The 20,301-nt window shown below is 66.2% G+C and carries 17 protein-coding genes; 11 read left to right on the top strand and 6 right to left on the bottom strand.

What is annotated here, in order from left to right:
* Positions 1-26 precede the first annotated feature (26 nt).
* From LDO86_RS05785 to LDO86_RS05765, 5 genes are all read left to right on the top strand, one after another.
* Positions 27-1,097, top strand: a complete 1,071-nt coding sequence (locus LDO86_RS05785) for a Gfo/Idh/MocA family oxidoreductase (protein ID WP_018770245.1) — start codon at positions 27-29, stop codon at positions 1,095-1,097.
* Between the two features lie 209 nt (positions 1,098-1,306).
* Positions 1,307-2,275: a hypothetical protein gene (locus tag LDO86_RS05780; protein WP_224084376.1), complete on the top strand. Its 969-nt coding sequence runs from the start codon at positions 1,307-1,309 to the stop codon at positions 2,273-2,275.
* An 88-nt stretch (positions 2,276-2,363) separates the two neighbouring features.
* On the top strand, positions 2,364-3,602 hold the full coding sequence (locus tag LDO86_RS05775) for a hypothetical protein (protein WP_224084375.1): 1,239 nt from the start codon (positions 2,364-2,366) through the stop codon (positions 3,600-3,602).
* A gap of 282 nt (positions 3,603-3,884) precedes the next feature.
* Positions 3,885-5,168: a serine/threonine-protein kinase gene (locus LDO86_RS05770; protein ID WP_026266154.1), complete on the top strand. Its 1,284-nt coding sequence runs from the start codon at positions 3,885-3,887 to the stop codon at positions 5,166-5,168.
* Entirely contained in the window at positions 5,165-5,677 is a 513-nt protein-coding gene (locus tag LDO86_RS05765) for a hypothetical protein (protein ID WP_018771791.1), read from the top strand. Before LDO86_RS05770 ends, LDO86_RS05765 begins: the two co-directional genes overlap by 4 nt.
* 93 nt (positions 5,678-5,770) lie before the next feature.
* Here the strand turns inward: LDO86_RS05765 and LDO86_RS05760 are convergent, their stop codons facing one another.
* The gene (locus tag LDO86_RS05760; RefSeq protein ID WP_018771792.1) at positions 5,771-7,990 is read right to left on the bottom strand and encodes an NADP-dependent isocitrate dehydrogenase; all 2,220 of its coding nucleotides are present in this window, start codon (positions 7,988-7,990) and stop codon (positions 5,771-5,773) included.
* Between the two features lie 328 nt (positions 7,991-8,318).
* Here LDO86_RS05760 and LDO86_RS05755 point away from each other — a divergent pair, with 328 nt between their 5' ends.
* Positions 8,319-9,284, top strand: coding sequence for a hypothetical protein (locus tag LDO86_RS05755; protein WP_018771793.1), 966 nt, complete (start codon positions 8,319-8,321; stop codon positions 9,282-9,284).
* Positions 9,268-9,441 (top strand): hypothetical protein, encoded by a 174-nt coding sequence (locus LDO86_RS05750; protein WP_166673078.1) that lies wholly within the window; start codon positions 9,268-9,270, stop codon positions 9,439-9,441. The genes LDO86_RS05755 and LDO86_RS05750 overlap by 17 nt, the downstream gene beginning before the upstream one ends.
* A 61-nt stretch (positions 9,442-9,502) precedes the next feature.
* Here the strand turns inward: LDO86_RS05750 and purH are convergent, their stop codons facing one another.
* The gene (gene purH / locus LDO86_RS05745; protein WP_018771794.1) at positions 9,503-11,188 is read right to left on the bottom strand and encodes a bifunctional phosphoribosylaminoimidazolecarboxamide formyltransferase/IMP cyclohydrolase; all 1,686 of its coding nucleotides are present in this window, start codon (positions 11,186-11,188) and stop codon (positions 9,503-9,505) included.
* Between the two features lie 143 nt (positions 11,189-11,331).
* Here purH and LDO86_RS05740 point away from each other — a divergent pair, with 143 nt between their 5' ends.
* The gene (locus LDO86_RS05740; protein ID WP_018771795.1) at positions 11,332-12,684 is read left to right on the top strand and encodes an MFS transporter; all 1,353 of its coding nucleotides are present in this window, start codon (positions 11,332-11,334) and stop codon (positions 12,682-12,684) included.
* Positions 12,685-12,749: 65 nt separating this feature from the next.
* Here the strand turns inward: LDO86_RS05740 and LDO86_RS05735 are convergent, their stop codons facing one another.
* Together LDO86_RS05735 and purN are read right to left on the bottom strand one after the other, a co-directional pair.
* On the bottom strand, positions 12,750-13,700 hold the full coding sequence (locus LDO86_RS05735) for a hypothetical protein (RefSeq protein ID WP_018771796.1): 951 nt from the start codon (positions 13,698-13,700) through the stop codon (positions 12,750-12,752).
* A gap of 120 nt (positions 13,701-13,820) precedes the next feature.
* Positions 13,821-14,414 carry a phosphoribosylglycinamide formyltransferase gene (gene purN, locus LDO86_RS05730; RefSeq protein ID WP_018771797.1) on the bottom strand — a complete coding sequence of 198 codons (594 nt, stop codon included), beginning with the start codon at positions 14,412-14,414 and terminating at the stop codon, positions 13,821-13,823.
* A gap of 39 nt (positions 14,415-14,453) precedes the next feature.
* Between purN and LDO86_RS05725 the strand changes: the two genes are divergently transcribed.
* A complete protein-coding gene (locus LDO86_RS05725) occupies positions 14,454-14,885 on the top strand; it encodes a hypothetical protein (RefSeq protein ID WP_018771798.1) in 432 nt (143 codons plus the stop codon).
* 14 nt (positions 14,886-14,899) lie between these two features.
* Here LDO86_RS05725 and LDO86_RS05720 read toward each other — a convergent pair whose 3' ends face one another.
* Positions 14,900-16,216: a DUF6350 family protein gene (locus LDO86_RS05720; RefSeq protein ID WP_018771799.1), complete on the bottom strand. Its 1,317-nt coding sequence runs from the start codon at positions 16,214-16,216 to the stop codon at positions 14,900-14,902.
* A gap of 437 nt (positions 16,217-16,653) precedes the next feature.
* Entirely contained in the window at positions 16,654-17,508 is an 855-nt protein-coding gene (locus LDO86_RS05715) for a PRC and DUF2382 domain-containing protein (protein ID WP_018771801.1), read from the bottom strand.
* A 258-nt stretch (positions 17,509-17,766) separates the two neighbouring features.
* Between LDO86_RS05715 and LDO86_RS05710 the strand changes: the two genes are divergently transcribed.
* Positions 17,767-18,924, top strand: coding sequence for a glycosyltransferase family 1 protein (locus tag LDO86_RS05710; protein WP_043425573.1), 1,158 nt, complete (start codon positions 17,767-17,769; stop codon positions 18,922-18,924).
* Entirely contained in the window at positions 18,921-20,291 is a 1,371-nt protein-coding gene (locus tag LDO86_RS05705) for a UDP-glucose/GDP-mannose dehydrogenase family protein (protein WP_018771803.1), read from the top strand. Before LDO86_RS05710 ends, LDO86_RS05705 begins: the two co-directional genes overlap by 4 nt.
* The last annotated feature ends 10 nt before the right edge of the window (positions 20,292-20,301 follow it).

Below are 20,301 nucleotides of genomic sequence, written 5' to 3'. Positions count from 1 at the left end.
CCCGCCGCTGTGACAGGATTGCAGCTATGACTGCTCCCATCGCCACGCCATGGCTTTCCAGCCAGCCTGACCAGGATCCCCGCTCCGCCACCGGGGCTCCCCTGCGCTGGGGAATTATTGCAACGGGCAGCATCGCCCGCGCCGTGTCCCAGGATCTCGCGCTGCTTGAAGACGCCGAGCTGTACGCGGTCAGCTCCCGGGCACAGGACAGCGCGGACGCTTTTGCCGTGGCCTATGACTTCGCAAAAGCCTATGGTGACGACGGCGGTGTCCCCGGCTACCAGCGGCTCCTCGCCGATGACGCCGTGGACGTTGTCTACGTCGCCACGCCGCACGCGCAGCACCACGAGATGGTTCTCGCCGCCCTCAACGCCGGCAAGCACGTGCTCTGCGAGAAGGCGTTCACCATCAACGCCCGGGAAGCATCCGAGCTCATTGATGTTGCCCGCAGCCGAGGTCTCTTCCTCATGGAAGCCATGTGGAGCCGGTTCCTGCCCTCGATGCAGCGCGCGTTCCAGATCGCAGCTTCGGGTGAACTTGGCGACATCCACTGGATTACCGCGGACCTGGGCTTCCCCGCCCCCTACTCCCCCACGGCCAGGTTGTGGGCGCGGAAGGACGGCGGAGGGGCGTTGCTGGACTTGTCCGTCTACCCGCTCCTGTGGGCGCTGGGCACCCTTGGCTTTCCCCACACCGTGAGCGCCACGGGCTTCGTCAACGACGACGGCGTGGATTCGCAGAACGCCATGACCCTCGGCTACGGCCACGCGGCCCAGGTCCAGCTCACCTCCTCACTCCTGGCACACGGTCCGCGCACGGCGACCGTCGCAGGGAGCCTGGGCTTCCTGCAGAGCGTGGGCTCCATCAACAACCCCCGCGAACTCCTCATCACCAAGGGGTGGGAAGACCGCCGGAGGGAAACCTTCGACGTTGTGGGCAAGGGGTACACCTACGAGCTGCGCGAAGTAATGCGGTGTGTCCAGCAGGGAGTGACGGAGAGTCCGGTGATGCCGCTCGAAGACACACTGAACACCATGCGGCTTTTCGATGGCGTTCGTGCCCAGCTCGGTGTGACCTACCCCAACGACGGCCATTAGCAAGAGGCGCCGCGAAAGATGCTCGACGCCGGCAAGGCGGCTTTCGCGGTGAGGTTGGGGCATATGACTTCCTGCTTTCGCCCTTGACACCTTCAGTGCTTGTTCCCGCCCTTTGTAAAATCCCTTTAGCAAAGTCTGGACTTGCGGCAACAAGGAGTCATAGGCTTTAGCCAGCATTGATTGCACAGCTCACTGGGGGGGTGGTACGCATGGCTAGCATGAGTTCGCCATGGCGTGCCCTGCGACCAGCGCTCCTGGCCGGAGCAGCCGCAGTTACTTGGCTGGCGCTTTCGTCAACTTCAGCATCCGCCGACGCCGGGCCTGACTCCCCTTCCCTGCTCGGCAGCGTCACCGGCTCGGCCTCATCCATGGCCTACGAACTTGCGGACACTGTTTCACTGGCTCCTGCTGCCTCCCCGGCCGGACCTGCTGCAGGCCCTGGACTGGTGCAGCCTGTCGTAGCCCAGGTCGCCGGCGTTGCCGACAAGCTCATTAACTCCGTTCCCGTGCTGGACCAGGTGATTCCGGCGGGAACCCTTTCCACTGTCTCCGCTCCCGTTGGGGAGATCGCCGACACAGTGACGGCCGGGGTGGTGCAGGTTGTTGTAGCCCCTGCAGCCGAGGCCGTCCCGGTACTTGAACCGGCGCTGCAGCCCGTTGCCGATCTTCTGACCGGCACCGCTCCACTTCCGCTTCCCGCCCCGGCCGTTGACGCCGTGCCGGCAGATCTTCCTTCCGGGGTTGTCCCTGGTCCCGCGGCAGCTCAGCCCGTGGCCTTGGAAATCCTTCCGGATGGGGCCGGAACGGGGCTGGAACCGGGGCAGGAACCGGATGCGTCGCCCACGGCGCCGGTTGCCGGCGGCAGCGTGGCCTTGGCAACGGTACGCAGTGCAGCCCTGGCCAACACGTCCTCCCCGTGGGCTGGCATGTCTGTCCCGGCTGACCCCGCGTCGGGGCAGCCCCTTCCCGTCGAGCCGGCACCGCTGCCTGCCCAGGTTCCTGCCGCACCGGGATCCGGCACCGGCAGCGCTGGATCATCCGGCGGTTCATCCGGTGCCGCAGCATGGCTTAGCCCTGCCTATTTTGGTTTTGAGCGGCCTGGCGCTGTTCCCGCCGGCGAGGCCTCCGAGCACGCCCCTGCGCCGGTGTCGTTCGACCCCGGTTCTTCCCCTGACTAGTTGAGGCCGTCTGCCCCCAACGGGCAGCACGTGGCTTTACGGGCAGCTGATAAGCGCCCGAACTACCTCAACTTCAGGAGTAACCATCATGAACTGCACCCTTCGCAGGGGGCTGCTTAGCACCCTCTTTGCCGGCGGTCTTCTGGCCTTCGGCTGCGCTGCCGCAAACGCAGCGGACACCACCAGCGGGACGGATCTTTCCGCTTCCGCCCTCATCTCGGCGGCGGCGCCCGCTGACTCGACGTCGTTGGGCCTGCTGGGTGACCCAACGCCGGCCGGCTCAACAGGCGTCGCCGCCGCAGTGGACGTGAACCTCGGCCTCGGAAGCACCGGCACCACCACCACGGACGCCACCACGGCAAACCTCGCCGTCGACGCAGCCGCAGACCTGGGACTCGCCGGCACCACCGACCCCACAACAACCGGCACCACCGACCTGGCCGCCGCAGTGGACGTAAACCTCGGCCTCGGAAGCACCGGCACCACCACCACGGACGCCACCACGGCAAACCTCGCCGTCGACGCAGCCGCAGACCTGGGACTCGCCGGCACCACCGACCCCACAACAACCGGCACCACCGACCTGGCCGCCGCAGTGGACGTAAACCTCGGCCTCGGAAGCACCGGCACCACCACCACGGACGCCACCACGGCAAACCTCGCCGTCGACGCAGCCGCAGACCTGGGACTCGGCGGCGTGAGTGCCGGCGATACCAGTGGGCTCGGCACTACCGTTGAGGCAGTTCTCGACCTCACCATCGGTGGCGTCACCAGCAGTGATACATCGGGTGGAGTCGACGCAGGCATCGACCTTGGAGCCGGTGTGGACACCGGAACTGCCGACGCTGGCGGCCTGGATGCCGTTGTCGACCTTGGCATTGACCTGGGTATCGGACTCGGTAATGACAGCGCAACCAGCACTCCGGGCACCAACACACCCGGCACCACTGACCCGGGAACCACCACCCCGGGAGACGGCACCACCGGAGACACCGGCACCCTTGATCCCGGAACCAGCACTCCGGGGTCAGGCGACCCTGCCGGCAACGGCGGCTCGACTTCCGGCAATGACTCCACAAGCGGTACTGGTACTGCAGGAAGCGGCAACTTCACCGCTGCACCGGCAGGCTCCACCGCAGTGAGCGGGGCCATCGCCCCGGTCACCACACCGCGGAGCACTCCGACTGGCGGCAATCCTGCCCTTGCCAACACCGGCTCAGCCCACACCCGCCTGGCCAACACCGGCTGGGACGGAGCGCTGGTTCCCCTGGCACTGGTGCTTCTGGCAGGCGGACTCCTGATGCTCCGCAAGCGCAAGGTGTCCTGAGGCCTGAGTCCTGTAAGGAAACCGCCCGCGCACGCGCCTGAAGCGGCAGCACCCGGCGGGCTGACGAGAGGAGGACACCCACCGAACAACCAAGTAACAGTACAAAACATGTCATCAGCACACATGTCCTTGTAGCCAATGGTCCGGCGGCGAACGTGTTTGAAATCGCCGCCGGGCCGTCGGCGTGTCGCAACGCGAAACCCTAGGTCAATCGCTGGTTCCGCCGTCCCGCCCGTATAATTTGAGGTACGACAGTGCCGCAGCGCACCGGGAGGAACGGTCATGGTGGCGGAATCGCCTAGCTCCATCAAGAATGAAGTTGTCGGCGGTCGCTATCGTTTAGGTGAGGTCATAGGCCGCGGCGGGATGTCGTCGGTGTACTGCGCACGGGACGAAAAGCTGGGCCGTGACGTGGCGTTGAAACTCTTCGCCCCGCAGGCTCCGGATGCGGACGAGCTTAAGCGGCAGGAAGCCGAAATCCAACTTCTGGCCACCCTGAACCACCCCGGCCTGGTGACGCTCTTCGACGCCGGAATCGATGACCGCATTCCGGACGAGCCCCGGCCCTTCCTGACCATGGAACTCGTCGAGGGCCAGGACCTGCGCAGCCGCATCAGGCACAGCCGGGTACCCCTGGAAGAGCTGTCCGTGATCGGAGCCGGCATCGCCGACGCTCTGGCGTACGTTCATGGCCTGGGCATCATCCACCGCGATATCAAACCGGGGAACATCCTGCTGGTCCAGATCCGCCCGGGTGAGCCGCTGCGGCCCAAGCTCACGGATTTCGGCATCGCCAGGATCGCGGATTCCACCCGGCTCACGGCCACGGGCACCATGGTGGGCACGGCTGCCTACCTCAGCCCCGAGCAGGCCCTTGGCAAACCCCTTTCGTCAGCCACGGATATCTACTCCCTTGGACTGGTGCTGCTTGAGTGCATCAAGGGCACCGTGGAGTACCCCGGCAGCGCAGTGGAATCCGCCGTTGCCCGGCTCCACCGCGCCCCGGAGATCCCCGACGACGTTCCCCCGGAATGGGCGGACCTCATCCGTTCCATGACTGGCATCGAGCCGCTGGAACGCCCTGCGGCCGCCGACATCGAAACGGCACTCCGTCAGGCACTTGTCTCGCCGGCTTCAACGCCGGGAGAACTGGCACCGGAAACCACGCGGGTGCTTCCCGCCATGCCCTTCCACCCGCCCTCGATCACCGCTGAAGAATCGGTGGATGATGTGCGCGAGGCAGCGGCCTCTACAGAGGCTGCCGATCCCGCATCAGCCGCCCAACCTGCTGCATCACCGGCTGGTTCCGGAGTGGCAACGAGCGGAGTGGCAACGGCCGGAGTGGTTGCCGGTGCATCCGCAGGCAAGGCTCCCCGCACACCCCGCCTCTCCCGGAACCAACGGATCTGGCTGGTCGTCGTGCTTGGTGTCCTTGTCATTGCTGCAGCCGTGGCTGCGGTGATGATGAGCATCTCGGCCCGGCCCGCCGACGTCGTCCCTTATCCCACCGTGACCGGCGTCCTGGGCGACCATCTGCAGGAGCTGCAGAAAAGCGTGGAGCCGTGACGCCGCGGCAGACAATCCCGGGCCGGCTGGTCCTGGCTTTCTCGGCGGCCTTTCTGGCGGCAGGCTACCTCAGCGCCTGCGCGGCGCCGGGAAACGGCCTTCAGCGCGAAGCTGCGGCACAGCTCCAGGCACGCGTGCTGGAAGTGACGCAGGCGTCGTCCCAAAACGATCCTGCGTCGGCACTGAAGGCGCTGGAAGGTCTTGAAGCCGACCTCACTTCACTGCAGGCAAAGGGCAAGGTCTCGGAGGAACGGCGCCGCAGCATCACCACCGTGGCCTCCGCTGTCCGGGCAGACCTGAACGAGGTTGTCGCCGCACAGCAGGCTGCGGCCAAAGCCGCCGAGGATGCCCGGAACGCCGCGCAGGCAGCTCAAAGCCCATCCCCCACCGCCGAGGCACCCGCGCCCCAGCCGGCTCCCGCCCCGGCACCGGCCCAGGGCAACGCGGGCGGCTCCGGCGCGGACACCGGCAAGAACAGCAACGCCGACAAAGGCAAAGGCAAGAACTAACCCGCCCATACTATAAAGAGCACAAAGAGAGGCGGTGCCCGGAACGATCCGGGCACCGCCTCTCTTTGTCAGCTGCCGCAGCAGCGGCCGGTGCTAGGCCAGGCCGGCGATGACCTGATTAAGGGTGGCGGAAGGACGCATCACCGCGGAGGCCTTGGCATCCTCGGGGCGGTAGTAGCCGCCAATGTCCACGGGTGAGCCCTGGACCTCGGCCAGCTCGCCCACAATCGTCTCCTCCTTGGAGGACAGCTCCTTGGCGATGGAACCGAAAGCGGCGGCCAGGTCGGCGTCGTCCGTCTGCTTGGCCAGCTCCTCCGCCCAGTAGCGGGCCAGGAAGTAGTGGCTGCCGCGGTTGTCCAGCTCGCCCACGCGGCGGCTCGGGGACTTGTTCTCCAGCAGGAACGTGCCGGTGGCGCGGTCCAGGGTGTCGGCCAGGACCTGCGCGCGGGCGTTGCCCGTGGTGGTGGCCAGGTGCTCGAAGCTGACGGCCAGCGCCAGGAACTCGCCCAGGCTGTCCCAGCGGAGGTGGTTTTCCTTGAGCAGCTGCTGGACGTGCTTCGGCGCGGAACCGCCGGCACCGGTTTCAAAGAGTCCGCCGCCGTTCATCAGCGGAACGACCGAGAGCATCTTGGCGCTGGTTCCCAGCTCCAGGATGGGGAACAGGTCCGTGAGGTAGTCGCGGAGCACGTTGCCCGTGACGGAGATGGTGTCCTCGCCCTTGCGGATGCGTTCCAGGGTGAAGGCGATCGCCTTGACCGGGGACATGATCTGGATGTCCAGGCCGTTGGTGTCGTGGTCCTTCAGGTACTCGTTGACCTTGGCGATGAGGTTGGCGTCGTGGGCGCGTTCCTCGTCCAGCCAGAACACGGCCGGGGTCTGCGAGGCACGGGCGCGGGTGACGGCCAGCTTGACCCAGTCGCGGATGGCGGCATCCTTTGTCTGGCAGGCGCGCCAGATGTCGCCCTCGGAAACCTCGTGTTCGATCAGCACGTTGCCCGAACCGTCCACGATCTGGATCCGGCCGGCTTCCTGGATCTCGAAGGTCTTGTCGTGGCTGCCGTATTCCTCGGCTGCCTGTGCCATGAGGCCAACGTTCGGCACAGTGCCCATGGTGGTGGGGTCGTAGGCACCGTTGGCGCGGCAGTCATCGATGACCACCTGGTAGATGCCGGCGTAGGAGCTGTCCGGCAGGACGGCCAGGGTGTCCGCTTCCTTGCCGTCCGGTCCCCACATGTGGCCGGAGCTGCGGATCATGGCAGGCATGGAAGCGTCCACGATGACGTCGCTGGGGACGTTCAAGGTGGTGATGCCCTTGTCCGAGTCCACCATGGCCAGGGCAGGACCGTCTTCCAGGCCCTTCTTGATCAGGTTCTGCACGCCGTCGCGCACATCCGCGGGAAGGTCCTCAAGGCTGCTCAGGATGGCGGCAAGGCCGTTGTTGGGGCTGATGCCGGCTGCCGAGAGCTGCTTGCCGTAGGTTTCGAAGAGTTCGGAGAAGTAGGCCTTGACCACGTGGCCGAAGATGATGGGGTCCGAGACCTTCATCATGGTGGCCTTCAGGTGTGCGGAGAACAGCACGCCTTCTTCCTTGGCGCGGGCCACCTGGGCCTTCAGGAATTCATCCAGGGCGGCGGCGCGCATCACAGTGCCGTCGATGACCTCGCCGGCCAGGACCGGGAAGGCCTTCTTCAGGACCTTCACCGAGCCGTCCTCGCGGACCAGCTGGATGGCGATGGTGCCCTCGGACTCGATGACCACGGACTTCTCGTTGGACCGGAAGTCATCCTGGCCCATGGTGGCCACGTTGGTCTTGGAGTCAGGGGTCCAGGCGCCCATGGAGTGCGGGTTCTGGCGGGCGTAGTTCTTGACTGACAGCGGGGCCCGGCGGTCCGAGTTGCCTTCGCGCAGGACCGGGTTCACAGCCGAGCCCTTGATCTTGTCGTAGCGCGAGCGGACGGCGGTTTCCTCGTCGGAGGAGGGGTTGTCCGGATAGTCCGGCAGCGCGTAGCCCTGGCCCTGCAGTTCGGCGATGGCGGCCTTCAGCTGCGGGATGGAGGCACTGATGTTGGGCAGCTTGATGATGTTGGCTTCCGGCGTCTTCGCCAGCTCACCGAGCTCAGCAAGGGCGTCACCGATCTGCTGCTCGGGGGTCAGGTAGTCACCGAACTGGGCGATGATGCGGCCGGCGAGCGAAATGTCGCGGGTCTCCACCTCCACACCTGCTGTCGAAGCGAACGCCTCGATGATGGGCAGGAACGAATAGGTAGCCAGCATCGGCGCTTCGTCGGTGTGGGTGTAGATAATCTTGGACATGCGCGGGCGTCTCCCTGTGGGTCGGCTTGGTTGTGAAAATTCGGTCTATTTCACCATGTACAACTTACCCGAGGACACCAGTTTGAAGCGTACCGGAGGCCCAGCGTTACCCCTGCCGTGGGCAGGATTACAGCGATGGAGAACGGCCGACGGCGGCAGGAAACCGGGTGCCCGCCGCGCCCGGGCACCCGGCCACCAGGGCTCCATCCCGGGACAATGCAGGCCATACATGATACGTCACTACTATTTACAAATCTGTCATGGAGGGATAAATTCGCAGGGTCACACTTGGCATTCCCACGCCTTTCCCCGTTCAGACAGGACAACAATGACAAGCACCAGGTCTCTGGCTTCCGCCCTCCTGAGCCTCTCCGCGGCCGCCGTTCTGGCTTTCACCAGTGCAGGTGCCGCCACCGCAACACCAGCAGCGGCGGACGACCACACGAATCCGTCCGTTACCAGTGCTGTCCTTGACGCGGCGGGTGCTGCCGACTACTGGACACCGGAGCGGATGCAGAGCGCCATCCCCGGCGATACCCTTGCCGGCAAGGCGCTGGAACGCGGCAACCGCTCCAGCGCAGCCGTCGTGGAGAAGGGCAAACCGTCTTCCACCAAGGGCACCAAGAGCACCGGCAGCACTGCCAAGAGCGAAACGCCGGTCAGCCACATCGGCAAGGTCTTCTTCACCCTGGGGGGCGCCAACTATGTGTGCTCCGGCAACGCTGTCTCATCGACCAACGGCAGCACGGTTGCCACAGCGGGACACTGCGTTAACGAGGGGCCTGGAGCGTACGCCACCAACTTCGTCTTTGTTCCTGCCTATGAGAATGGCGCAGCACCGTATGGCAAGTGGTCTGCACGGGCCCTGTACGCGCCGAGCCAGTGGGTCTCAAACGGTGACATGACGTACGACACCGGCTTCGCCGTCATGAACCCCCTGAACGGCAAGAACCTCACCGCTGTGGTCGGAGGCTCGGGCGTGGCCTTCAACCAGGCCCGGGGCCTGACCTACAAGTCCTACGGCTACCCCGCCGCTGCCCCGTACAACGGTGAGACCCTCAAGAGCTGCACCGGCACGGCAACCAATGATCCGAACAACCCGCAGTTCAACAGCCAGGGCATCCCCTGCGACATGACCGGGGGTTCCTCAGGCGGCCCGTGGTTCATCGGGACCAGCTCCGATGGCGTGCAGAACTCCATCAACAGCTACGGCTACAACCGTTCTGCCGTGATGTACGGCCCATACTGGGGCTCAGTCATCCAGGCAACCTACGCCAGTGCAGCAAAATCCTAAGGAACCCGGGCCCGACGAGGATCCTGTCAGCCACGTTGACCTGACCCAGTCACACGAGGAAGTCCTCGAGTACTGGACAAAGCAACGAATGGCAGAGGCCAAGCCCCGGGAGATCCAACTTCCGGAGCCCGGCCCCGGTTCAGCTGACCAGGACTAAGCCGGCACAACGACGACGGCGCCCGCCCCCTTTGCTCAGGGGGCGGGCGCCGTCGTTTGTCCTAGTGGAAGAAGTGGCGGGCCCCGGTGAAGTACATGGTGATGCCGGCCGCATTGGCTGCCGCGATCACCTCTTCATCGCGCACGGATCCGCCCGGCTGCACGACAGCGCGGACACCGGCGTCGATCAGGATCTGGAGGCCGTCGGCGAACGGGAAGAACGCGTCGGAGGCAGCCACGGCGCCGCGGGCCCGCTGCGGTGCGCCGGCAGCGCTGGCGTTGGAGGCACCGCCGGCACCTTCGACGTCGGACTCCACCGTGACGCCCAGCGTGTTGGCCCGCTCCACGGCCAGGCGGCAGGAGTCGAGCCGGTTGACCTGGCCCATGCCGATGCCCACAGCTGCGCCGTTCTCGGCGAGGAGGATGGCGTTGGACTTGGCGGCCCGGCAGGCTGTCCAGGCGAAGGCAAGGTCCGCGAGGGTCTTCTCGTCCGCTGCTTCACCGGCTGCGAGGGTCCAGTTGGCGGGGTTGTCGCCATCGGCGTCCACCTTGTCGCTTACCTGGACCAGCATGCCCCCGGAGACCTGGCGGAACTCCGTGGGGTAACGGCCGTAGCCTTCGGGAAGGGCGAGCAGGCGGATGTTCTTCTTCTTGGACAGGATCTCCACGGCTTCCGGCTCGAAGCCGGGGGCGATGACCACTTCGGTGAAGATGTCCTTGACGGTGTTGGCCATGCCTGCGGTGACGGGGCGGTTTGCGGCGATGACGCCGCCGAACGCGGAGACGGGGTCGCAGGCGTGGGCCTTGGCGTGCGCGTCGGCGATGGGGTCTGCGGCGTCCTTGGAGCCGACGGCCACACCGCAGGGGTTGGCGTGCTTGATGATGGCGACGGCGGGCTCGCTGAAGTCATAGGCAGCGCGCAGGGCGGCGTCGGCGTCCACGAAGTTGTTGTAGCTCATGGCCTTGCCGTGCAGCTGGTCCGCCTGGGCGATGCCCACCGGGGCGGCTTTGTCCACGTACAGTGCAGCCTGCTGGTGCGGGTTTTCGCCGTAGCGGAGGACCTCGGAGCGTTCCAGGGACAGGCCGGCGTAGGCAGGCCAGTCGATGACGCCGTCGCCGTCCTCGTCCAGGAACTGGCTGGCGGTCCAGGTGGCAACCGCGTTGTCATAAGACGCGGTGTGGGCGAAGGCCTTGGCGGCGAGGCGGCGGCGGGTCTTGAGGTCGAAACCGCCGGCGGCGGCGGCCTCCACCACCTGGCCGTAGAAGGACGGGTCCACCACAATGGCGACGGCGGCGTGGTTCTTGGCGGCCGAACGCACCATGGCGGGGCCTCCGATGTCGATCTGTTCGACGACGTCATCCTGGGCGGCGCCGGACTTGACGGTCTCCACGAACGGGTAGAGGTTCACCACCACCAGGTCGAAGGCTTCGATGTCCATGCTGGCAAGGGTTTCCATGTGGGCCGGAACGCGCCGGTCCGCCAGGATGCCGCCGTGCACACGCGGGTGCAGCGTCTTGACGCGGCCGTCCAGCATTTCGGGGGAACCGGTGACTTCCTCCACCTCCTGCACGGGGATGCCCGCGGCGGCGATCTTCTTTGCCGTGGAGCCGGTGGAGACGAGCTTCACGCCCGCTGCGTGCAGGCCCGTGGCGAGCTCCTCCAGACCGGTTTTGTCGTAAACCGAGATCAGGGCCCGGCGGATGGGTACACGGTCAATGGATACGCGCTCATGCTGCGTGAAGCTCACAAATGTCTCCGTCTTATCTCGCGGTACAGGGCCGCGGTTGGTGGGGATAGGGCCAGTTTATCGCGAAGGGCGCGGTTGCCCGGCGTGGACGCCGGAGTGTGAACGGGCTGGGGCCGGGCTAAAGTTTTGGACAGGAGGCGGCGATGAATACATACACCACTGTGCCCAGCGGCGAACAGGTGGTCCAGGAACTGCCCTGGCGATGGAAAGTCCAGGGCAGGATCTTCCTGATCGGAGGCCTCGGCTTCATGTTCGATGCCTGGGATGTAACCCTGAACGGCATCCTGATTCCGCTGCTGTCCAAGCACTGGTCCCTTTCCGCGGGGGAAGCGGCCTGGGTGGGCACGGCGAACCTGGTCGGCATGGCGCTGGGCGCCTTCATCTGGGGGACCATCGCGGACACCGTTGGGCGCAAGAAGGCCTTCACGGCAACCCTCCTGCTCTTCTCCGTGTTCACCGTGTGCGGCGCCTTCGCCCCCGACTTCATCTGGTTCTGCGCCTTCCGGTTCCTGGCAGGATTCGGCCTTGGCGGCTGCATTCCCGTGGACTACGCACTGGTGGGTGAGTTCACGCCGCGGAAGCAGCGCGGCAAAGTGCTTACGGCCATGGATGGCTGGTGGCCAATCGGCGCTGCCCTGGCGGGATTCGTCTCCGCCGGGCTGGTGGCCCTTTACGGCGACTGGCGGCTGACCATGCTGGTGATGGTCCTGCCGGCGCTGCTGGTTTTCTGGGTCCGGCGCAGCGTGCCCGAGTCCCCGCTGTTCCTGATCCGGAAAGGCCGGCGGGAGGAAGCGGCCCGGATCATCGACGGACTGGTGGAAGCAACCGGGGCAGAACCGCGTGCCTACAGCCTTCCGGACGCCAGGGATGTCCCGCGGCTCTCCGCCGGCAGCGCCTGGACGCAGCTGCGCTCAGTGTGGCAGTTCAGCTGGAAGATCACCGCCGCCGCATGGTCCCTGTTCTTCAGCATCCTGCTGGTTTACTACTTGTCCCTGACCTGGATGCCGCGCATCCTCATCGGCGCAGGGTTCGCCGAGTACAAGGCGTTCGTCACAACAGCCTCCATGGCCGCCGTCGGCTTCCTTGGCGTGGTGGTGGCAGCGCTCCTGGTGGAGCGTGTGGGCCGCAAATGGATCCTGGCCATCACCGGCCCGCTGTCCGCACTTACGCTGGTGATTGTGGCTTTCGTGGTGGACATCCCCACGGCCGCGGTGTTCTGGCTGCTGGTGTTCGGCTTCGTGGTGCAGGTGGCCATCCCCGTGCTGTATGCCTACGTGTCCGAGCTCTATCCCACAGAACTGCGCGGCACCGGCTTCGGCTGGGCATCCACGTTCTCGCGCCTCGGCGCAGGTTTTGGGCCGCTGATCTTCGCGAACTACTTCTGGCCGGAACTCGGGCTTGCAACGTCGTTTGCACTGGCGGGAGCCCTGGTACTGGTCTCCGTTTTGTGGATGGCGTTCTTCTCCCCCGAAACCCGCCAGCGCCGGCTGCAGTAGACGGCTCCCAACTGACTCGCGCAGTTGCTGTCGTTCTCGCACGTCAAAACGGCATCAACTGCGAGCTACTTTGGTACCCAGCCTCTGCTGAGAAGCGCCCCGCGCACTTTCGAGAGGGCGGACAACGCCTGGTTTTGCATGTGGCGCTTTGAGATCCTCACGAGCAGCCATCCTCCTCGGCTGAAATCCTCCTCGCGGTCGATATCCCTAACGATCTGTTGTGGCTCGGAATGGCCGTCGCCGTCGTATTCCACCGCAATCCTGTACTCCGGGTAGCTCAGGTCAGGCTGACGAATGACGCCGGGGCGAAGTTCGATGGGCATATTCAGCATCGGCTCAGGCAGGCACGCGGCGTTCAGGGCAAGCCGAAGCCGCGTCTCCGGCGCCGAGTCCGAACCAACCCGCGCCAACTCCAGGGCAAGTCTTGCCTTCCGGATGCCGGGTGTACCTTTGTGTCGATCCAACATGTCGGACAACTGCCCAAGGGTACAAAACGGCTCCGTCCTGATTTCGAACGCAGCCCTCGGCACCCGCAGAAGATGGTCCGCCACTACCGTCAGCTCCTCAACGCTCATCCTTCGGGCATTGTCCAGCCATGTCCGGGGCCTGCTGGTTACCAGCACCCCTTCCACGTGCACGATCTCGTCATCGAAGAACTGTCCTACGTGGCCGACAACGCCCTTGCGGCGGGGAATAGCCATGGTGTCCGGACGGGAGATATGGATCAGCGGGTCCTCATGACCGGGCAAAAAACCAGGAAAACTCCAGAACGTGAAGGCCGTGGCGTGGGACACCGCCGAAAACGAAGTGATCCTCGTAAACGGCCTCAAGGCTTCAGACAGGGCCGTGCCCTCTCGACCCTGGCCCGAGCCGTCTTGCGGGACCCTGATGCCGCGGCTGGGGGCGTCCAGCTCTCCGTGGCGCAGGCGCCTAAGAGTTACGCCGGCGTCGACCGCTTCCTGGCACGTAAACGGCACCCGGGCGATCTCGGCGGGAAGTGGACGAGGCGTCTTCACGCGACCATAGTCGCAAACACTTCTGCCATCTGCCGGAGTTATCCACAGCCAGCTGCGGCGATGATTAAGTGACTCGCAGTTGTTGTCGTTTTGACGGGTCAAAACGACAACAACTGCGAGCTAGTTGGGGGGCTGGGGGGACGGGAACGAGGGGTCTGCGGCGAGGGCCGCCAAGGTGGAGACCAGGAGCCGCCGCTCCACCACCTTGATGCGTTCGTGCAGCGTTTCCTCGGTGTCTGAGTCCTCGATGGTCACGGCCTCCTGGGCAATGATGGGGCCGGTGTCCACGCCCGCGTCCGCCCAGTGGACGGTGCAGCCCGTGACCTTCACCCCGTATGCCATCGCATCCCGCACGCCATGGGCCCCTGGGAACGCCGGCAGCAGCGCCGGGTGCGTGTTGAGGTACCTGCCGTTGAACGCGTCGATGAAACCGGGGCTGACAATCCGCATGAACCCTGAAGACACCACCACGTCCGGCTTGTAGGCGGCCACGGCTTCGGTCAGGGCGGCATTCCAGTCGGCACGGTCCGGGTAGGCCTTGAAGTCCACCACGAACGTGGGGATGCCTGCGGCAGCGGAGCGTTCGACGCCGTACGTTCCTTCGCGGTCCGCGCCCACCGCAGCGATTTCCACAGCGAGCCCGCCCGCCTTGACGGCGTCGATGACTGCCTGGAGATTGGACCCGGTGCCGGAAACGAGGACGACGATACGCATTGGTCCAGCTTAGGTGCAGGCTCGCGTACGCTGGAAAACATGAACAGCGAACCGGGCCGGAGCGGGCAGCAGCAGGTCAGGCCCCCGCTCAGCGAGGCGGCGAAAGCGTCCCTCGCCAAGACCCAGACCCTGTTCCGGATGTTCGCGGTCTCGGTGCTCGGCGCGTTCTTCGTCTACCAGCTGGATGTGGGCTACCTCTGGCTGACCACGGTGCTCACCGCCTCGGGCCTGGTCCTGGGAATTGTCCTGCTGGTCCGCGCAGTCCGGTTGAAGGAATCCAAGCTGATTCTCTTCGGCACCATTTCCGGCCTGGTGGTCGCTGCCGTCATGGTGCTGCTGATTGTCACCACCATGGTCCTCTTTGACCAGGTCCGCGAGTACCAGGCCTGCCTTGGCCGTGCGCTGACGGACCGGGCCACCCACGCCTGCATGGTGCAGTTCCAGGACGTCCTGCCCACCAAGGTGCGCTAGGCCCCGCGCAGGTCCTAGTGGACCAGTTCCGCGTCCCGTTCAACAGCCGTGCTTTTCTCGCGTTCCAGCCATGGTCCGGCTGCGTAGCCAATCACGACGCCGGCAGCCACCTCGGCGGCCACCCACAGTCCCGTCCACAGCGGGTCAGGTCCAATGGCGGTCAGGCGGCCCACCCCGGCTGAACCCCTGGCAACCCAGGCCAGGCACAGAGTCAGCAGCCCCGCGGCCACGCCGGCCAGCGCGCCAAGGGCGAGGGTGGAAACTGTCGCCGTGAACCAGCGGGCGTGGACCTTGATGGCAAGCCACTCATCAAAGTGGTTCTCTCCCTCCCGGAGGAACCACCACCCCGCCATGACACCGGCCAGCACCGGAACGATCATGGCCACGAAGGCGTAATCCAGGGGGCCCGAGGGGATGGCGGCCAGGACGGGGATGGACGGAAGCGGACCCACGGCGGTGCCCAGCGGACCCACCTGGGAGCCCACGCCCATGGCGAAGCCGGCACCGGATGTCCAGGCGAGGGCGAAGACCACAAGGTTGGGCAGGAAGCCGAGCTGCGCGATGGTGAGGGCGGCACCTCCCACCGGGCCGGCGTCGAGCGCTTCATAGACAGACACCACAAGGTTCCAGTGGATGAACAGGTCAACTGCGAGCAGCGCTGCTGCCAACGCAAGCGCGGACACCACCGCCACGAATCCTGCCTTGGCCACCGACGCGAAGTAGGAACCGGCCCAGCGTGAATGCTGGCTGGTGCGCGAAAGCCAGTCCACCGCGTCAACGCCGATGAGCCGGCTCCAGGATCCTGCTTCCCTGCGCGCGCCGATCACCATGCCCAGTCCGTAGGGAACCAGGGGAACCAGCATGGCGTACCAAAGATTGATGACGACGTCGGCATTGCGGCAGACGAACCCGGTGGCGGCGCCGAAAGCCCCGTAGACCACCCAGGATCCAAGCAGCGCCTGCCACAGCTGGTCCGTGTAGGAAGCACGGGCCAGCCGGCGGCCAGCCCGCCAGGCAAGGAGGAACGGAATCAGGGTCAGGCCCAGGGGAATCAGGCTGAGGACGCCGGTTCCGCCGTGCGTGGCCGCCTGCGGTCCCGCACCCGCCAGTTCCAGCGGCACGCCGTGCACGAGGAGCCAGGACTGGCCTGCCAGCCGGGCCAGGACCTCGAACTGCCCGTTCTGGAAACCGGCGGTGGCCCAGACAGCCACGATGGGCGCCACCACCACCAGCGCGGAAATGATGGCCGCCTGCGCCGTTTCAAGGGCTCCCTGCAGCCACAACGGCATGGGAAGGCCACGGTCTCCGGTCTGGTCAGCGCGCAGTTTCATCGTGCTCCATGGTGTCACGCCGGGTGGGCTCTGCCCGCGAACGACAGGCTCCACGGGGGCGCGGATGATCAATCAAATGACCGCGACGCCGGCGCTTTTTCCTGGAGGCCGCCGTAAAATTGGTAGAAACCAACACCCGCTGCCCCGCCGAGGGCGTGCTGCGATTTCTGCTGGCCGCCGCCGTGACCCGGCGCCAGTTCGATGACCCGGATTCCGTAAACCGGGAAAACAGGAGCCGCGAATGAGAGATGAACCGTAAGTTCTGAAGATATTCGTCCTACTGGCTGGTGCAGCCACGTTTATGCGCGGCTGCACCAGCGTTTAAAGAGTGCGGCGCCGGGAGCCCCCAAGTAGGCTCCCGGCGCCGTTCACCGTGTCAGGGCCGCTGTTTCAGCCAGCCTGCCCGCGGAACGTAGGGACGAGTCCCCCCGCACCTGTCAGCGGCGGCTGCCGCCGTCTGTTTCGATGTTTTCCTTGCGGACTTCCTCGTTGACCGTGACGTCGTCGCGGACAACATCCTTGTCCAGCCGGACCCGCTCCACGGGGACGGCTTCCTTCTCCACCACCGGGCGCTCCTCATGGAGGACCACTTCGTGCTCTTCCTCGCTGATGGCCGGTCCGCCCATGGCGGCACCGCGGTTGGCGTCCGTGATGGGCTCGCGCTCAATGCGGACTTCTTCGCGCTCCACCGGGATGGTCTTGGTGACGTTCTCGGTTGTGACGTACTTGCGCAGCCGCGCGCGGCCGGTGGCCTCACGCTCCGTGCCCACGTGAAGCTGTTCCTCCGACCGCGTCATGGCGTCATCGGTGGTGGGGCCGGAGGTGTCGTGGCCGACGGTTCCCCGTGTGGTGTCGCGGTCGGAGGTGCCGTGGCCTGCCGCCAGGCCTGCCGTGGGGGTGCCGGCGTTCAGGTCGGCGTCGCCCTGCAGGTCAACGTCCCGGTCAGTGCCGGTGGTCGCCTGCGTGTAGGTCCGGGCACCGCGTTCGTAGTAGGTGTAAAGACGGTCCTCTTCCTCGGGGGTGAGGTGGCCGTCCGCGTCCACGCGGGGCGCGTCCTTGACGTGCTCCTTGGTGTAGGGGACTACCAAGTCGTCGTCCTGGTGGCGTGCGCCTTCGACCGGGATGAACGATTCGGAAGTGCCGAAAAGGCCGGTCTTGACCGTGACCCAAGTGGGCTCACCCGTGTCGTCGTCTGCGTACAACTGGCCAATCGAGCCGATCTTCGTACCATCGGAACCGACGACGTTGCCGCCCTTGGTGAGCAGGTTTTCAAGATTTTCCCTGTTGAGCATGACTCTCCTTGGATGTGTCGTTGCACTGGGTCTGCCAGCAATGGATGTCCTTGCGCGGGATGTCCCCGACGCCCGGTTTCCGCCCCGGCTGCTTGAGGCTCTGCGCTGACTACCCCCCTACCGTAAGCATGCTTAGCATCGAATGCCAAGCCTACTTAGTAATTTTTTTCGGGACTGGGTCCAGTTGTTCACCGGGCCTTTGCCTCCGGGTAATGCCTACTCCCCCGCCATTTCAGGGAGGCCGCGCACGGTTGAGGGGTGAGGATCGCAATAGTCGCCGAATCATTTCTGCCGTTGATGAACGGCGTCACGCACTCAATCCTGCGGGTCCTGGACCATCTGCAGGAGCGGGGCGACGACGTCATGGTCATTGCCCCGTCCGCGCACGACGGGGAGGCCGCAGTCCACGTCAACGGCGCCGAGGTCCACCGGCTTCCAGCGGTTCCGCTGGCAGGCTATACGAACGTGCGGGTGGCCGTGGGAGGTGTGTACCGGGTCAAGCGAATCCTTGCCGAGTACGCGCCCGATGTGGTGCATCTTGCCTCGCCGTTCGTGCTGGGCTGGCGCGCCGCCCAGGCTGCCGCGCAGCTGGGCATTCCCACCGTGGCGGTCTATCAGACCGAGGTCCCCAGCTATGCCGCCCGGTACGGTGTGCCCTTTTTGGAGAACTGGGCATGGAACCGGGTGGAGAACATTCATTTACTGGCCACCCGAACCCTGGTGCCCTCCACGTTCGCGCTGAACCAGTTGCGCGGCCGGGGCATTCCGCGGGTGCGGATGTGGCGCCGCGGCGTGGACACCGCGCGGTTTTCACCGGAAAAGCGCGACGGCGGGTGGCGGGCTTCGGTGGCCCCGAACGGTGAACGGATCATCGGCTACGTGGGCAGGCTCGCCGTGGAAAAACAGGTGGAGGACCTGGCCGCCCTCTCCGGCCTCCCCAACACCCGGTTGGTGATTGTGGGCGACGGGCCCCAGCGCACGGCGTTGGAGACGGTACTCCCCGGCGCGGTGTTCACCGGGTTCCTGGGCGGCGAAGAACTGGCCCGGGCGGTGGCGTCCTTCGACCTGTTCGTCCACCCCGGCGAGTTCGAAACCTTCTGCCAGACCATCCAGGAGGCCATGGCATCGGCTGTTCCTGTGGTGGCCACGGGGCGGGGCGGTCCGCTGGACCTGGTGGAGAATTCGCGGACCGGGTGGCTTTACGAACCGGGCGACCTGGCGGCCATGCGCGCCAGGGTGGAGGACCTGGTGGGCGACGACGCCAAGCGCCGGGCGTTCGCGGCGGCAGCCCACGCGTCGGTGCAGGACAGGACCTGGCCGGCGCTGTGCGCCGAACTGGTGCAGCACTACCGGGACGTCACCGCGGCGGTTCCCGGTCCCCCGCGGAAGGCGTCAAAGGCAGGAGCACCGTCATGAGGATTTCTGTAATAGGCTGCGGCTACCTGGGCGCTGTCCACGCGGCGGCCCTTGCATCCATGGGCCACTCGGTGGTGGGCATCGACGTCGATCCCGGCAAGGTGCAGCAACTGGCGCAGGGGGTGGCGCCATTCCACGAGCCCGGGCTTGACGAGCTGCTCCAGGACGGCCGCGCTACCGGAAGGCTGCGGTTCGCCACCGACCCGGCAGAGGCAAGGGGCGCGCAGGTTCATTTCCTGTGCGTGGGGACGCCGCAGGACAAGGCGTCCGACGCCGCCGACCTCACCTTCCTGGTCTCCGCCCTGGAAAGCCTGCTGCCGCACCTGGCCGCGGGCGCCGTCGTCGTGGGCAAATCCACCGTGCCGGTTGGCACCGTGGACATGCTGCGCGGCATCCTGGCGCAACGGCCCGACGTGCTGCTCGGCTGGAACCCCGAGTTCCTGCGGCAGGGCACCGCCGTCAAGGACTCGCTGGTGCCGGACCGGCTGGTTTACGGCGTGGAGGGCGGCCGGCCCGCTGCCTTCAACCCGGCAACCGGCGCACCCCTTGGGGTGGCGGCAGCACTGGATGCCGTCTATGAACCGCTGCTGGCCGCCGGGATCCCCCGCCTGGTCTGCAGCTTCGCCACGGCAGAGCTGATCAAATCGGCCGCGAACGCGTACCTGGCCACCAAGGTCAGCTTCATCAATGCAGTGGCAGGGCTGTGTGATGCTGCCGGCGCGGACGTGACGGAGCTCAGCGCGGCGATGGGGCTGGATCCGAGGATCGGCAGCAGGTACCTGCACGCGGGGCTGGGATTCGGCGGCGGCTGCCTGCCCAAGGACATCCGCAGTTTCCGTGCACAGGCCGCCACACTCGGCGTGCCCGCTGTGGAGGACTGGATGCGGCTGGTCGATTCGGTGAACCTTGGCCAGCGTGAACGCACTGTCGGCCTCGCCAGGGAGCTGTGCGGCGGAGCGCTGGCCGGACGCTCGGTCACTGTTTTGGGCGCCTCCTTTAAGCCTGATACGGACGACATCCGGGATTCGCCGGCGCTGGATGTGGCGGACCGGCTGGCCGCTGCCGGGGCGCACGTCACCGTCACCGACCCCAAAGCGGTCAATCTTGCCTGGCGCCGCTACCCGCGCCTGCGCTTCGAGGCGTCCACCGGGCGGGCACTCCAGGATGCCGAACTGGTGCTGCTCCTCACCGAATGGGACGAGTACCGGCGGCTGTGCCCCGCCGTCACCGGACAGCTGGTACGACGGCGGGTGGTCCTGGACGCGCGGAACGTGCTGGACGCGGCAGCGTGGCGGGAGGAAGGCTGGCTGGTGCGCGGCCTTGGCACCTCCGCCGGCACCTTGGCTACGGCAGGCGCGGTGGGCTGACGCCCGACAG

The sequence above is a fragment of the Arthrobacter sp. StoSoilB19 genome, from assembly GCF_019977275.1.
Classification (GTDB): domain Bacteria; phylum Actinomycetota; class Actinomycetes; order Actinomycetales; family Micrococcaceae; genus Arthrobacter.
This window is presented reverse-complemented; position numbering and strand designations above follow the sequence as displayed.

Excerpts from the sequence above, each read along its gene's own strand:
- LDO86_RS05705 (WP_018771803.1), top strand. The coding sequence starts at position 18,921 with ATGAGGATTTCTGTAATAGGCTGCGGCTACCTGGGCGCTGTCCACGCG.
- LDO86_RS05740 (WP_018771795.1), top strand. The coding sequence starts at position 11,332 with ATGAATACATACACCACTGTGCCCAGCGGCGAACAGGTGGTCCAGGAA.
- LDO86_RS05715 (WP_018771801.1), bottom strand. The coding sequence starts at position 17,508 with ATGCTCAACAGGGAAAATCTTGAAAACCTGCTCACCAAGGGCGGCAAC.
- LDO86_RS05775 (WP_224084375.1), top strand. The coding sequence starts at position 2,364 with ATGAACTGCACCCTTCGCAGGGGGCTGCTTAGCACCCTCTTTGCCGGC.
- LDO86_RS05785 (WP_018770245.1), top strand. The coding sequence starts at position 27 with ATGACTGCTCCCATCGCCACGCCATGGCTTTCCAGCCAGCCTGACCAG.
- LDO86_RS05755 (WP_018771793.1), top strand. The coding sequence starts at position 8,319 with ATGACAAGCACCAGGTCTCTGGCTTCCGCCCTCCTGAGCCTCTCCGCG.
- LDO86_RS05725 (WP_018771798.1), top strand. The coding sequence starts at position 14,454 with ATGAACAGCGAACCGGGCCGGAGCGGGCAGCAGCAGGTCAGGCCCCCG.
- LDO86_RS05720 (WP_018771799.1), bottom strand. The coding sequence starts at position 16,216 with ATGAAACTGCGCGCTGACCAGACCGGAGACCGTGGCCTTCCCATGCCG.
- LDO86_RS05780 (WP_224084376.1), top strand. The coding sequence starts at position 1,307 with ATGGCTAGCATGAGTTCGCCATGGCGTGCCCTGCGACCAGCGCTCCTG.
- LDO86_RS05760 (WP_018771792.1), bottom strand. The coding sequence starts at position 7,990 with ATGTCCAAGATTATCTACACCCACACCGACGAAGCGCCGATGCTGGCT.
- purN (WP_018771797.1), bottom strand. The coding sequence starts at position 14,414 with ATGCGTATCGTCGTCCTCGTTTCCGGCACCGGGTCCAATCTCCAGGCA.
- LDO86_RS05770 (WP_026266154.1), top strand. The coding sequence starts at position 3,885 with ATGGTGGCGGAATCGCCTAGCTCCATCAAGAATGAAGTTGTCGGCGGT.